Origin of the sequence: Pseudoalteromonas sp. T1lg22, from assembly GCF_002964645.1 — a bacterium.
Taxonomy (GTDB): Bacteria; Pseudomonadota; Gammaproteobacteria; order Enterobacterales; family Alteromonadaceae; genus Pseudoalteromonas.
The window spans coordinates 382,412-394,708 of the sequence record NZ_PQBY01000016.1; the positions used below are offsets into that span (position 1 = coordinate 382,412).

The window sequence follows — 12,297 nt, forward strand, 5'->3', positions numbered from 1 at the left end:
AAAGCCAGCCACATATAAAATTAATTGCGCGCTTTTAGTCCGTTCAATCTTTGTATAGCAGCAGAGGTTGCTCTTCGCCACGCCAATCGCTTAACAACCAGATTTGCTCAAACTGATGCGTCTTTGGCACCGGTAAAGTACGCAAAACGGCAATAAAGTCCTCTCTTTGCCATAGTGTGCTGGCATTGCGGATCAGCAGCCATACTCGCTTACTGTCGTATTTTTTACTGGCTTTGGCGCTTAACAATCGGCCAAGGGCAAAGGACAGTTGCTCCGAGCTCGGATTCAAAGCCAGTTGTGCCAGTTGGCGTTGGATATCCAGACCCAACACCCGCCCCAACACCGCCATGGCCTCATGTTCATTGGCATACAGGTGGGCGATCTCTATGTCCAGACGCTCTTCGTCCATATAACAGCTGACGTCGGGCTTGGCCGGCTCATTATGCCAGATATGGCGCATCGGCGTATGATAGGTGCGCTCATAAGCACGCAAAAAAAGCCGCGCCGCTTCATGCTCTAATTGTAATTTTTCTGTTTCGCTGTCTGTCATAAGGCGCGATACAAGTCTTCTAAAAGCGCCGAAGCGCCAAAACGAAAATGAGCGGGAGTCAGCCAGGACTCGCCCATTTCTTTATCGGCCAAAGCCATATACTGCTGCGCCTGTGCCAGGGTTCTGACACCGCCGGAAACCTTTAACCCTACACCCTGGCCGCTTTGATTTATTTCTGCCAGCATCACGGCCACGGCTTCATAAGTGGCATTGACCGCCACCTTGCCTGTGCTGGTTTTAACAAAATCGGCGCCACCGGCGATGGCAATACGAGTCGCCTGCGCTACCTGAGGCAAACTGAGCTCGCCACTTTCGATGATCACTTTAAGCCTGGCCCGGCCAGCACACAGTTGTTTTGAACGGCGCACATAATCCAAGGGCGTTTGCTCATCCCCCGCCTGCAAACGCTTATAGGGCAGGACCAAATCGATTTCATCGGCGCCCAGGGCCAGTGCCAACTCGGTTTCACGTAACACCACATCTAAAGGCTGATCGCCATGTGGAAAATTGGTCACGGTCGCCAAGGCGGGGGGCTGATAAAAGTGCATCTGCATATAGGCGCGCACATAGGTCAACCACTGCGGATAGATGCAAATCGCCGCAGGTAAGGGCTTATCCGCCGACAATTGCTGCAAAAACGCTTTGATATCTTGCTCCTCATCCCGCTCATCCAAACGCGTAAAATCCAAACAGGCCAATGCCCGCAAGGCGTCATCTGCTGCACTCATTTCCACACCCTCCTTTTTCCGCTACACCTATACTAACATTCAAACGGAATTCTTAAATCCCCTTCCCGGCTGTTTTATAAAACTCCGTTAACGCTTTATTTTTATTGGCTTAAGCCATTTCGAAAGTCAGCATATAACTTTTGGTTATATAAGCTTGGAACAAATTATTTTTTAACCATTGGGGCTGGCATTATGCTTTGCAGCTCTAACGAATCTTAGGGTTCGCTATTTTTTAGTTGCTTGGAACAGGTGGTAACGCGTGCAATATTTTCCCATATTCACAAAATTAGATAATAAGCCGGTGCTGGTCGTAGGCGGCGGCGAAGTGGCCCAGCGTAAGGCAACGGCCATGCTCAAGGCGGGTGCCAAACTGACGCTGATCGCGCCTGAATTTTGCACGCAACTAGAGAACTTGGCACAAGCACAAAAAATCACCCTAATTCGCGCCGAATTTAACGCCGAGCAGCTAAAGGGCTTTATGCTGGTGATCGCCGCTACCGACAGTGAAACCGTCAATGCCCAGGTACAAACGGCCGCCGATGAACAGAACATTTTCGTTAATGTGGTCGATGATCAGCCCAAGTGCAGCTTTATTTTCCCATCGATTGTTGACCGCAGCCCGGTGACTATCGCGATTTCAAGTGCCGGCACTGCGCCTGTACTGGCAAGACGTCTGCGGGAAAAACTTGAGACCTTGATCCCACAGCACATTGGCCCATTGGCCAATCTGGTCGGTCGTTTTCGTTCGCAGGTAAAGCAGCGCTTTACCCACTTTGCCGACCGCCGTCAGTTTTGGGAGCAGGTGTTTGACTCCAATGTGGTGAGTGAAGTGCAAAAAGGCAATGAAGAACAGGCCTATACGCAACTGCAGCAAATGCTGAATGACACCCCTGCGCCCAAGGGCGAGGTGTATGTGATTGGCGCCGGCCCAGGCGACCCGGAATTATTGACGCTCAAAGCCTTACAGCTAATGCAGCAGGCCGATGTGGTGGTTTACGACTACCTGGTGTCCGACGAAATTATGGAGCTGGTACGCCGCGATGCCGACCTTATTTGTGTAGGTAAGCGCGCCGGTGACCACAGCGTGCCGCAAGAGCGCACCAATGAAATCCTAGTGGAGCTGGCGCAGCAAGGCAAAAAAGTCTGCCGTATTAAGGGTGGCGACCCCTTTATTTATGGTCGCGGTGGCGAAGAAGTGCAGGTACTGGCCGAGCATGGCGTCAGCTATCAAATCGTCCCAGGCATTACCGCCGCAGCGGGCTGTAGCGCCTACGCCGGTATTCCGCTGACCCACAGGGATCACGCGCAGAGCATTCAGTTTGTAACCGGCCACTGTAAAAAAGAGGGTCAGGAGCTGGATTGGCAGTCCCTTGCTAAGCCTAATCAAACCCTGGCGATTTACATGGGGGTGATGAAATCTCCGGATATCAAGGCACAACTTATTAACCATGGCCGCAGCCCGGCAACACCGGTGGCCATAGTAGAAAACGGCACGCGCAAAGAACAGCGCGTGGTTACGGGCACCCTGGCACAGTTAGACGAGTTGGTGACTCAACATAATATTCAGTCACCGGCCTTACTCATAGTAGGTGAAGTAGCCTCATTACATCGGCAGTTGGCCTGGTTTGGCAATACCGCGCAAACCAGCAGCCTGGCGCAGCCCCTGACCGATGTGGCATAACACCCTATGGCAAATTTATTAAGAGTTTAGGCAGGAACAAAGCTATGGCTTTAACACATCTTCAGCAGCTTGAAGCTGAAAGCATCAAAATTATCCGCGAAGTCGCGGCTGAATTTGAAAACCCGGTAATGCTTTACTCCATAGGTAAAGACTCCTCGGTGCTATTACACTTGGCCCGTAAGGCTTTCTTCCCAGCGAAGATCCCCTTTCCCTTGCTGCATGTAGATACCGACTGGAAATTTCGCGAGATGATTGAGTTTCGTGATCGCATGGCCAAAGAATATGGCTTTGACCTGCTGGTACATAAAAACCCCGAAGGTTTGGCTATCAATATCAGCCCCTTCGTACACGGCTCCAGCAAGCACACCGACATCATGAAGACCCAGGGTCTGAAGCAGGCGCTTAATCAGTATGGTTTTGATGCCGCCTTCGGTGGTGCCCGCCGTGACGAGGAGAAATCCCGCGCCAAGGAGCGCGTCTATTCGTTCCGCGATAAGCACCATAGATGGGATCCGAAAAACCAGCGTCCGGAGCTGTGGAATACCTATAACGGCGAAGTGAACCAGGGCGAAAGCATCCGTGTGTTCCCGTTGTCGAACTGGACCGAGCTGGATATCTGGCAGTACATCTACCAGGAAAATATCGAAATCGTGCCACTTTACCTGGCCCAGCCACGCCCTGTGGTTGAGCGTAACGGCACCCTGATCATGGTCGACGATGAGCGTATGCCACTGAACGAAGGCGAGCAGCCGCAGCTGAAGTCGGTACGTTTTCGTACCCTGGGTTGCTACCCGCTTACCGGCGCGGTGGAATCCGAAGCCAATACCCTGACCGGCATTATCGAAGAGATGCTGCTGTCGACATCATCGGAGCGTGAGGGCCGCGTAATCGACCACGATTCCGCCGGTTCCATGGAGAAGAAAAAACGTGAGGGCTATTTCTAATGTCAGCAACTGCCAATGAAGTAAAAGAATTAGGCATAGAGGCCTATTTAACGCGCCAACAAGACAAAAGCCTGTTGCGCCTGTTGACCTGTGGCAGCGTTGACGACGGTAAATCGACGCTGATCGGCCGTTTGCTGCACGACAGCCACCAGATCTATGAAGATCAACTGGCGGCACTGCATAAAGACAATGAAAAGGTGGGTAACGCCGGCGAAGAGCTGGATTTAGCCCTGCTGGTTGATGGCCTGCAGGCAGAGCGCGAGCAAGGCATCACCATAGATGTGGCCTATCGCTATTTCTCCACCGCCAAGCGCAAGTTTATTATTGCCGACACCCCGGGACACGAGCAATACACCCGAAACATGGTGACAGGCGCGTCAACCAGTGATCTGGCGATTATTCTGGTTGATGCCCGCTATGGTGTACAGGTGCAAACCAAGCGCCACAGCTTTATCTGTGACTCACTTGGTATCGAGCAGTTTGTGGTAGCCATCAACAAAATGGATATCGTCGGCTTCGATGAAACTGTGTACGAGAAGATCAAGGCCGATTACCTTAAGTTTGCCGAGCAGCTGAATGTCAGCGATATCAAGTTTGTGCCCATGTCAGCCCTTAAAGGCGACAACGTGGTGACTCGCTCCGAGCACACGCCGTATTACACGGATAAGCCCTTACTAGAGTTGCTGGAAGACTCTCCGGCGGCAGCCACCAATAATGGCTTTGAAGCCCGCCTGCCGGTGCAGTATGTGGTACGCCCTAACCTTGATTTCCGTGGTTTCCAGGGCACTATCACCTCGGGCGAGTTTAAGGTTGGCGATACAGTGAAGGTACTGCCTTCGGGTAAAACCTCCAGCATCAAGGAACTGGTCACCTTCGACGGCAACTTGGATAGCGCAGAAGCCGGTCAGGCGATCACCATGACCTTGAACGACGAGATAGATATCAGTCGCGGCGATGTGATCGTACCGAGCGCTTCCACTTCGGTGGCGACCAACCAGTTGCAAGCCAAACTGGTATGGATGCACGAAGAGCCTTTGATTGTCGGCAAAACCTATAACCTCAAGCTAGGTGCCAAGAAAACTGCGGCGGTGATCTCACGCATAGATCACACCATAGACGTAAATACCTTGGCCCATGGCGAGGCGGACAAGCTGCAGCTTAACGAGATTGCCATAGTGACTGTGGATTTGACCGAACCCTTGCTAGCGGATGTGTATCGCAATAACCGCGAAACAGGTGCCTTTATCCTGATCGACCGCCTGTCTAACCTGACCGTGGGTGCGGGTATGGTTGAGCAGGTATTAGCAGCTACGCAGGAGCAACAAGCAAGTCAGTTCAGCGACTTTGAAGTTGAGCTAAATGCCCTGGTGCGTAAGCACTTCCCGCATTGGCAAGCACTAGACATCAGTAAGTTGCGTTAAGCCATGGATGCCGTTTTTTATGTGCTGATAATAGCCGCCTTATTTGCCGCCTTGGTTTTGACCCATGTGCGCCCGGCGACCCTGTTTTTCAGCGCATTACTCGGCTGCTATGCCCTGGGGTATGTGGATACCCCAACCCTGCTGGGCAACTTTACCAACACCGGGCTGGTGAGCCTGGTGTTGTTGATGCTGGTCTCCATCGCCCTGGAGCGTACCTCCTTGTTGCAGATTTTGGCCAAGCGCATCGTCAACCCTTCCTTGAAATTAAGCATTATCAAGGTAAGTACGCTGACGGCAGCGGCATCGGCGTTTTTAAATAATACCGCCGTGGTCGCCTCTTTAGTTGGGCCACTGACCCGCAATAAGCATCATGCACCTTCTAAGTTGTTGATCCCACTGTCGTATGCGGCCATTTTGGGCGGCACGACTACGCTCGTTGGTACTTCCACCAATCTCATAGTCAATAGTTTTACCCAACAATATGATGGCCTGAGCCTGGCCATGTTTAGCTTTTTACCCATAGGTCTGGCCGTCACTCTGGTGGGCGTCCTCTTGCTGATCTTTTGCCATAGGCTGCTGCCCGACTACCCCAGGGTTGAAGGCGAACACAAGGAGTACCTGCTTGAAGCCAAGGTTAATCCGGACTCCCCCCTGATTGGCAAAAGCATAGAAAAAAATGGTCTGCGCGATCTCGATGACCTCTTCTTAGTGGAAATCGTCCGCGAAAAACGTTTGATAAGCCCGGTACGCCCACAAAACAAGGTACGCGCCGGCGACAAGCTGATTTTTACCGGCAATGTGCAGAGCGTGACCGCCCTGCAGCGCATTCCCGGGATCACCCTGTTCGCCGACAGCAATGGTTTACTGAGCTCAAACCTGCAAGAAGTCATAGTCACCCACACCTCGACCCTGGTGGGCCAGACCTTAAAGGACGTGGGTTTTCGCGCCAAATTCGATGCCGCCGTGGTGGCCATTCACCGCAATGGCGAGCGCCTGTCCGGCAAGCTGGGCGAGGTTGCCATACGTCCCGGCGACCGGCTGATGCTGGCGGTGGGCCGCGACTTTCAAAACCGCAACAACCTGGATAAGAACTTTTACTTTGTCAGCGAGCACAGTGTCGCCAAGGTCTATAATCGCGTTAGCGAATTCGCCCTGCTCGGTGGCTTTGCCGCGGTCATTGCCCTGGCCGCCACCGCCTTAGTGCCCCTGGTACAGGGCTTATTGGTGTTTGTCGCCCTGCTGCTGGCCACCAAGGTGCTCGACGGCCAGGAATTAAAACGTCGTTTTCCCTTTGAGCTGGTGATCATTATCGCCTCGGCTCTGGGTCTGGCCAATGCCTTTAGCGGCTCCGGCGCCGAACTGGCTTTGCAACACTGGCTGGGAGAGCACCAGGGGCTGACCCCCTTTATGGCCCTGGTATTGGTGTATGTGCTGACCGTACTGCTGACCGAGCTGATCACCAATAATGCCGCTGCGGCGCTGATGTTCCCGCTCGCCTATGGCCTGGCCAACTCCTTAGAGGCAAGCCTGATACCTTTCGCCATGACGGTGGCCTATGGCGCCAGCGCCGCCTTTATCAGCCCATATAGCTACCAAACCAATATGATAGTGATGAACGCCGGCCAGTATCGCTTTGCCGACTTTGCCCGCCTAGGTGTGATAATGTCTTTGGCCTATGCCGCCGTGGTACTGTCACTGATTGGTTATGTATTTGAGTTTTAAGATCGAGACCTGAGAATGGATGAAAACATAGTGTGGCACCAACACGGTGTCGATAAGCAAAAAAGACAACAGCAAAATGGCCATAAAAGCTGCATTCTGTGGTTTACCGGCTTTTCCGGCTCGGGCAAAAGCACCATAGCCGGCGCCCTGGAAGCCAAGCTGCATGAGTTGGGCCAGCACACCTATTTGCTTGATGGCGATAATGTCCGCCACGGCCTCTGTGGCGATCTCGGCTTTAGCGACGCCGATCGTAAAGAAAATATTCGCCGCGTCGGTGAAACCGCTAAGCTTATGGTCGATGCCGGATTAATTGTACTCACCGCGTTTATTTCCCCATTTCAGGAAGAAAGAGATATGGTACGTAATCTGGTGGGTGAAGCCGAGTTTATCGAAGTGTATTTAGATACACCTTTGGCCACCTGCGAACAGCGCGACCCGAAGGGCTTGTATAAGAAAGCGCGGGCAGGTGAAATCGCTCATTTTACCGGCATTGACTCTGACTATGAGGTGCCGCGTAACCCTGAGCTCACCCTGGATACTTCAACACAGGATATAGACGGCTGCGTGGCGCAACTTATCGCCTATTTGCGCGGCAAAAACATAATAGGATAGCCAATGACTTCTCCAGAACTGCTAGAACAAGTTGTGCAACTGGCGCAAGACGCCGGACAAGCGGCCATGCGCATCTATAACAAGGACTTTAACGTCGAGTATAAAGACGATAAAAGCCCGGTCACCGATGCCGACCTGGCCGCTCACAAGGTGATCCTTGCTGGGCTGGAGAAAATCACGCCTAAGCTGCCGGTACTGAGTGAAGAGAGCGCCGCCATTAGCTGGCAGGAGCGACAGCAATGGCAACGTTACTGGCTGGTCGACCCCATTGACGGCACCAAGGAATTTATTAAGAAAAACGGTGAATTCACCATCAACATCGCTCTGATTGAAAACGGCGAGCCAGTACTGGGCGTGGTCGATGCCCCGGCGCTCGGAGTCACCTATCTGGCCACCCAGGATATAGGTGCCTTTAAGCAGGTTGGCGAAGCGCGCATCGAGCTGAAGGTGACTAAGAAGGAAAATAAGGGCGTGATCCGCGTGGTCGGCAGTCGCTCACACCCGTCCGAGCAACTGGCCAACTTCCTAAAGCAGTTTGACGAAGTGGATATGGTACCCAAAGGCAGCTCGCTGAAGCTGTGCTTGGTAGCCGAAGGCGCCGCCGATATTTACCCGCGTTTAGGACCGACGTCAGAGTGGGATACAGGTGCCGGACATGCGGTGGCCGTCATCGCCGGTGCCACTGTGACTACGGTTGACGGAGCGCCTCTTAAATACAATCAAAAAGAAAGCTATCTCAATCCTTTCTTTATTGTCAGTGCCCTGCAATCCTAAGCAGCCCGCTACGTCGAATTGAAAGTTAAAAAAAGCAGCCTAGGCTGCTTTTTTTTTCAGAATAACCTTCACAGGCTCAGTTCAAGGCCACGACCTTGGGCCCAGGCTCGGACGCTGGTCTTGTCATAGGTGATTTCTTTAAACAGCTTATGCTGGCAAAACTCCAAGAAGGGCTCGGCGCTGCGACCCTGATAGAGAATACGGTTATGGTTATCGTTAAAGCGCGATAGCAGTGCAAAGTATTGCTCGCCATGCGCACCTGAGAGCTTAATAGCGTCGGTAATGGCCGTACGCACCTGCTCGGCACTGCAATGATGTGCATATTTATGGCCTAAAAATTCCTCAAAAACCGCTTGTCTTGCACCCATCTTATTCTCCTATAGATCTTGGCTGGCCGCTCATCACGACCAGGCCCCTATTGTAGGCTTTTGTATGACAAATTTATGAATTGGACTACAGGCGGCGACAAAAGTTTTGTCTTTTTGCGATGCTTGCCGCCAGGCTTGGGGTATAATGGCCACCAACTAGGCAACAAGCGCCCGAACAGCATGCACGACGATATTATTGAAGTTGAACTTGAAGAAGAACCCATAGAGCTTTGTAAGCTACTTAAGGTGCTCGACCTCGCAGAGGGCGGTGGCCATGCCAAGTTATTGATCGCCGACGGTTATGTGGGCGTTAACGGCGAGTTGTGCACGCAAAAGCGAAAAAAAATCTATGCCGGTGATACGGTGCACTTCGACGGCGACACCTTTTTAATGAGCGCTGCGGAAAATATGGTGCAGCGCGAGCAACACAAAGCCCCTGCGCCAAAAGCTCCCAAGGCAAAGCAAGCGGCACCTGCGAAGCAAGCAGCGAAACCCGCTGCAGCCAAAAAAGCCAAGAAGAAAACCTCTAACCGCGACGAAAACACCGGCCGTAAGCCCATTTCATTCGGGTAAGTTCGCAGGGCGAGTTACAAAGTTTCCTGCCCTGACAGGTTGAAAAACACGCAAATATCCCCAAGCTCTTAAATGTGGCTAAAATTCAGCCGCAAGGAACTTTACGCATCAAATAATCGCACTGTGCGATTGTGTCATGCGCCAAGAGCAAAAGGGGTATTGAATGAAGAACAGCTTTAACACGCTTGCACAGCTTACCGTCAACGCCAAGCAATATCATATTCACTCGTTAGCAAGCTTAGGCGATAAAGCCAAGCGCCTGCCATTCTCGTTAAAGATTTTACTGGAAAACCTGCTGCGCCACGAAGATGGCGAGAACATCCACAAAGACGATATTCAGGCCTTACTTGATTGGCAACCACAAGCCGAGCCGAGTAAAGAGGTAGCCTTTACGCCGGCACGGGTGGTGATGCAGGACTTCACCGGGGTGCCCGCTATTGTAGATTTAGCCGCGATGCGTGATGCCATGGAGCAACTCGGTGGCGACCCCAGCAAGATCAATCCCCTGTCACCGGCGGAGCTGGTGATCGATCACTCGGTGCAGGTCGACAGCTATGGCAACAACGGCGCCTTCGATATCAATGCCAAACTGGAATACCAGCGCAATAAGGAACGCTACGAATTTTTACGCTGGGGGCAAACGGCCTTTGATAACCTCACCGTAGTGCCTCCGGCCACCGGTATAGTGCATCAGGTAAACCTGGAGTACCTGGCCCGGGTGGTGTTTGAAAATGAGGAGCAGGGACACACCTTCGCCTACCCGGACAGCCTGGTCGGTACCGACTCGCACACCACAATGATCAATGGCCTGGGCATTCTCGGCTGGGGTGTGGGCGGCATTGAGGCCGAGGCCGCCATGCTCGGCCAACCCATCAGCTTACTGATCCCCCAGGTAGTCGGCTTTAAACTCAAGGGCGCACTGCCCGAAGGCACCACGGCCACGGATCTGGTATTAACCGTGACACAAATGCTGCGCGAAAAAGGCGTGGTCGGCAAGTTTGTGGAATTCTATGGCGATGGCCTGGCCGACTTGCCGTTGGCTGACAGAGCCACCATAGCCAATATGGCGCCGGAGTATGGTGCCACCTGCGGCATCTTCCCCATCGACCAGGAAACCATTGAGTATCTTAAACTCACCAATCGCAGTGACGAGCAAATAGCCCTAATTGAGGCGTATGCCAAGCATCAGGGAATGTGGCGTGAGGCCGGCGACGAATTCCTTTACAGCGACACCGTAGAACTGGATTTAGGTACAGTAGTACCGAGCTTGGCGGGACCAAAACGACCGCAGGATCGTATCCCGCTTGATGAAGCCGGCAAGATCTTAGCGCACATTTACGTCACTTTGAAGATGAGCGAGCCGAGAAAACTGCACTGGGGATGGAAGATGAAGCCCGCATTGTTTCCGAGGGTGGGCAGCCAAGACAATCCAAAACCGCAGCAAATACCTGCGGCATTGCCAAGGTTAAGTTTAACGGTGAGGAGTTTGAGCTTAGCGACGGCGCCTGTGTCATCGCCGCCATCACCAGTTGCACCAATACCTCGAACCCCAGTGTGATCCTCGCCGCCGGACTGGTTGCTAAAAAAGCCAAGGAGCTGGGACTGAATGTGAAGCCCTGGGTAAAAACCTCCCTGGCGCCGGGCTCGCAGGTAGTCACCGACTACTTAAAAAAAGCCGGGCTTATGGATGACTTGGAAGCATTGGGCTTTAACCTGGTCGGCTATGGCTGCACTACCTGTATTGGTAATTCCGGACCCCTGGCCGATGAAATTCACCAGGCCATCATTGATCATAAATTGATCGTCAGCTCGATTCTCTCCGGCAACCGCAACTTTGAAGGGCGCATTCATCAGGATGTGAAGATGAACTTCCTCGCCTCGCCGCCTCTGGTGGTCGCCTATGCCATTGCCGGGCGCACCGATATCGATGTGTATAACGAGCCACTGACGCAAGACGAGCAAGGCCGCGATGTTTACCTTAAAGATCTCTGGCCCTCGGTGAGCGAGGTGGCGGAGCTGGTGAAGTCCACGGTCACCAAGGAGATGTTTGCGAAAAGCTATGCCGACGTTTACAAGGGCGATGAGCGCTGGCGCACTATCGCTGTGCCCGAGGCTAAGCGCTATCAATGGGATGAGGCATCCACCTATATTCGCAAGGCGCCCTTCTTTGATGGCATGAGCAAGGAGCCACCGGGTCTACCCAGCATAGCCGGGGCCCGTTGTTTGGCGAAACTGGGCGACTCTGTCACCACAGATCATATCTCCCCGGCCGGAGCGATTAAGGCCGATGCTCCTGCGGGAGAGTATCTGCTTGAACATGATGTATCACAAGGAGACTTTAACTCCTATGGCTCACGCCGAGGTAACCATGAGGTGATGATGCGCGGCACCTTCGCCAATGTGCGCCTGCGTAACCAACTCGCACCGGGCACCGAAGGAGGCATAACCAGAACCCAACCGGAAGATAAGCTTGCCAGTATTTATGATGCGGCCATGCAGTACCAGCAAACGGACACGCCTTTGGTGGTGTTGGCCGGGGCCGAATATGGCACTGGCTCATCGCGGGATTGGGCGGCCAAGGGCTCCCTCCTGCTTGGCATTAAGGCGGTTATCGCCAAAAGCTATGAGCGTATCCACCGCTCCAACCTCATCGGCATGGGCGTACTGCCCCTGCAGTTTAAAGCGGGTGAAGACCATGAAGAGCTGGGGTTAACCGGCAAGGAAACCTTCGATGTTAATGGCCTGTGCGATAAAGCCAAGGAGCTGGAGATTATCGCCACCGCTGAGGGCGGGGGGCAAACCAAGTTTAGAGTGGATGTGCGTATCGATACCCCGAAAGAATGGGAATATTACAAGCACGGCGGCATCTTGCAGTATGTGCTGAGGCAAATGCTGCGCTCCTAAGTCAGATTAAGCCGTGCCTA

Annotated in this window: 10 protein-coding genes and 1 pseudogene; 8 read left to right on the top strand and 3 right to left on the bottom strand. The window is 53.0% G+C overall.

Going from position 1 to position 12,297, the window contains the following annotated elements; all coding sequences use genetic code 11:
• Positions 1-43: 43 nt before the first annotated feature.
• Together C2M24_RS11455 and deoC are read right to left on the bottom strand one after the other, a co-directional pair.
• Positions 44-550, bottom strand: coding sequence for a hypothetical protein (locus tag C2M24_RS11455; RefSeq protein ID WP_105199937.1), 507 nt, complete (start codon positions 548-550; stop codon positions 44-46).
• On the bottom strand, positions 547-1,278 hold the full coding sequence (gene deoC, locus C2M24_RS11460; RefSeq protein WP_105214993.1) for a deoxyribose-phosphate aldolase: 732 nt from the start codon (positions 1,276-1,278) through the stop codon (positions 547-549). The genes C2M24_RS11455 and deoC overlap by 4 nt, the downstream gene beginning before the upstream one ends.
• Positions 1,279-1,537: 259 nt before the next feature.
• Here deoC and cysG point away from each other — a divergent pair, with 259 nt between their 5' ends.
• The 6 genes from cysG to cysQ are packed head-to-tail and all read left to right on the top strand — an operon-like array spanning position 1,538 to position 8,432.
• The gene (gene cysG / locus C2M24_RS11465; protein ID WP_105214995.1) at positions 1,538-2,959 is read left to right on the top strand and encodes a siroheme synthase CysG; all 1,422 of its coding nucleotides are present in this window, start codon (positions 1,538-1,540) and stop codon (positions 2,957-2,959) included.
• A gap of 44 nt (positions 2,960-3,003) precedes the next feature.
• Complete coding sequence (gene cysD / locus C2M24_RS11470; RefSeq protein WP_105199940.1) at positions 3,004-3,903, top strand: sulfate adenylyltransferase subunit CysD; 900 nt, start codon at positions 3,004-3,006, stop codon at positions 3,901-3,903.
• On the top strand, positions 3,903-5,324 hold the full coding sequence (gene cysN / locus C2M24_RS11475) for a sulfate adenylyltransferase subunit CysN (RefSeq protein WP_105214997.1): 1,422 nt from the start codon (positions 3,903-3,905) through the stop codon (positions 5,322-5,324). The genes cysD and cysN overlap by 1 nt, the downstream gene beginning before the upstream one ends.
• A 3-nt stretch (positions 5,325-5,327) precedes the next feature.
• Positions 5,328-7,046 carry an SLC13 family permease gene (locus tag C2M24_RS11480; RefSeq protein WP_105214999.1) on the top strand — a complete coding sequence of 573 codons (1,719 nt, stop codon included), beginning with the start codon at positions 5,328-5,330 and terminating at the stop codon, positions 7,044-7,046.
• Between the two features lie 15 nt (positions 7,047-7,061).
• Positions 7,062-7,658, top strand: a complete 597-nt coding sequence (cysC, locus tag C2M24_RS11485; protein WP_105215001.1) for an adenylyl-sulfate kinase — start codon at positions 7,062-7,064, stop codon at positions 7,656-7,658.
• A gap of 3 nt (positions 7,659-7,661) precedes the next feature.
• Entirely contained in the window at positions 7,662-8,432 is a 771-nt protein-coding gene (cysQ, locus tag C2M24_RS11490; RefSeq protein ID WP_105199944.1) for a 3'(2'),5'-bisphosphate nucleotidase CysQ, read from the top strand.
• Positions 8,433-8,500: 68 nt separating this feature from the next.
• Here cysQ and C2M24_RS11495 read toward each other — a convergent pair whose 3' ends face one another.
• Positions 8,501-8,800, bottom strand: coding sequence for a hypothetical protein (locus C2M24_RS11495; protein WP_105199945.1), 300 nt, complete (start codon positions 8,798-8,800; stop codon positions 8,501-8,503).
• Positions 8,801-8,980: 180 nt separating this feature from the next.
• On the opposite strand from C2M24_RS11495, the gene C2M24_RS11500 reads away from it, so the two are divergent.
• Positions 8,981-9,373, top strand: a complete 393-nt coding sequence (locus C2M24_RS11500) for an RNA-binding S4 domain-containing protein (protein WP_105215254.1) — start codon at positions 8,981-8,983, stop codon at positions 9,371-9,373.
• Positions 9,374-9,536: 163 nt separating this feature from the next.
• Positions 9,537-12,277 (top strand): annotated as a pseudogene (gene acnA / locus C2M24_RS11505) (aconitate hydratase AcnA).
• The last annotated feature ends 20 nt before the right edge of the window (positions 12,278-12,297 follow it).

What these genes read in the sequence shown, in the direction of transcription:
- cysN (WP_105214997.1), top strand. Translation starts at nt 3,903, where the DNA reads ATGTCAGCAACTGCCAATGAAGTAAAAGAATTAGGCATAGAGGCCTAT.
- C2M24_RS11480 (WP_105214999.1), top strand. Translation starts at nt 5,328, where the DNA reads ATGGATGCCGTTTTTTATGTGCTGATAATAGCCGCCTTATTTGCCGCC.
- C2M24_RS11500 (WP_105215254.1), top strand. Translation starts at nt 8,981, where the DNA reads ATGCACGACGATATTATTGAAGTTGAACTTGAAGAAGAACCCATAGAG.
- deoC (WP_105214993.1), bottom strand. Translation starts at nt 1,278, where the DNA reads ATGAGTGCAGCAGATGACGCCTTGCGGGCATTGGCCTGTTTGGATTTT.
- cysC (WP_105215001.1), top strand. Translation starts at nt 7,062, where the DNA reads ATGGATGAAAACATAGTGTGGCACCAACACGGTGTCGATAAGCAAAAA.
- C2M24_RS11495 (WP_105199945.1), bottom strand. Translation starts at nt 8,800, where the DNA reads ATGGGTGCAAGACAAGCGGTTTTTGAGGAATTTTTAGGCCATAAATAT.
- cysD (WP_105199940.1), top strand. Translation starts at nt 3,004, where the DNA reads ATGGCTTTAACACATCTTCAGCAGCTTGAAGCTGAAAGCATCAAAATT.
- C2M24_RS11455 (WP_105199937.1), bottom strand. Translation starts at nt 550, where the DNA reads ATGACAGACAGCGAAACAGAAAAATTACAATTAGAGCATGAAGCGGCG.
- cysQ (WP_105199944.1), top strand. Translation starts at nt 7,662, where the DNA reads ATGACTTCTCCAGAACTGCTAGAACAAGTTGTGCAACTGGCGCAAGAC.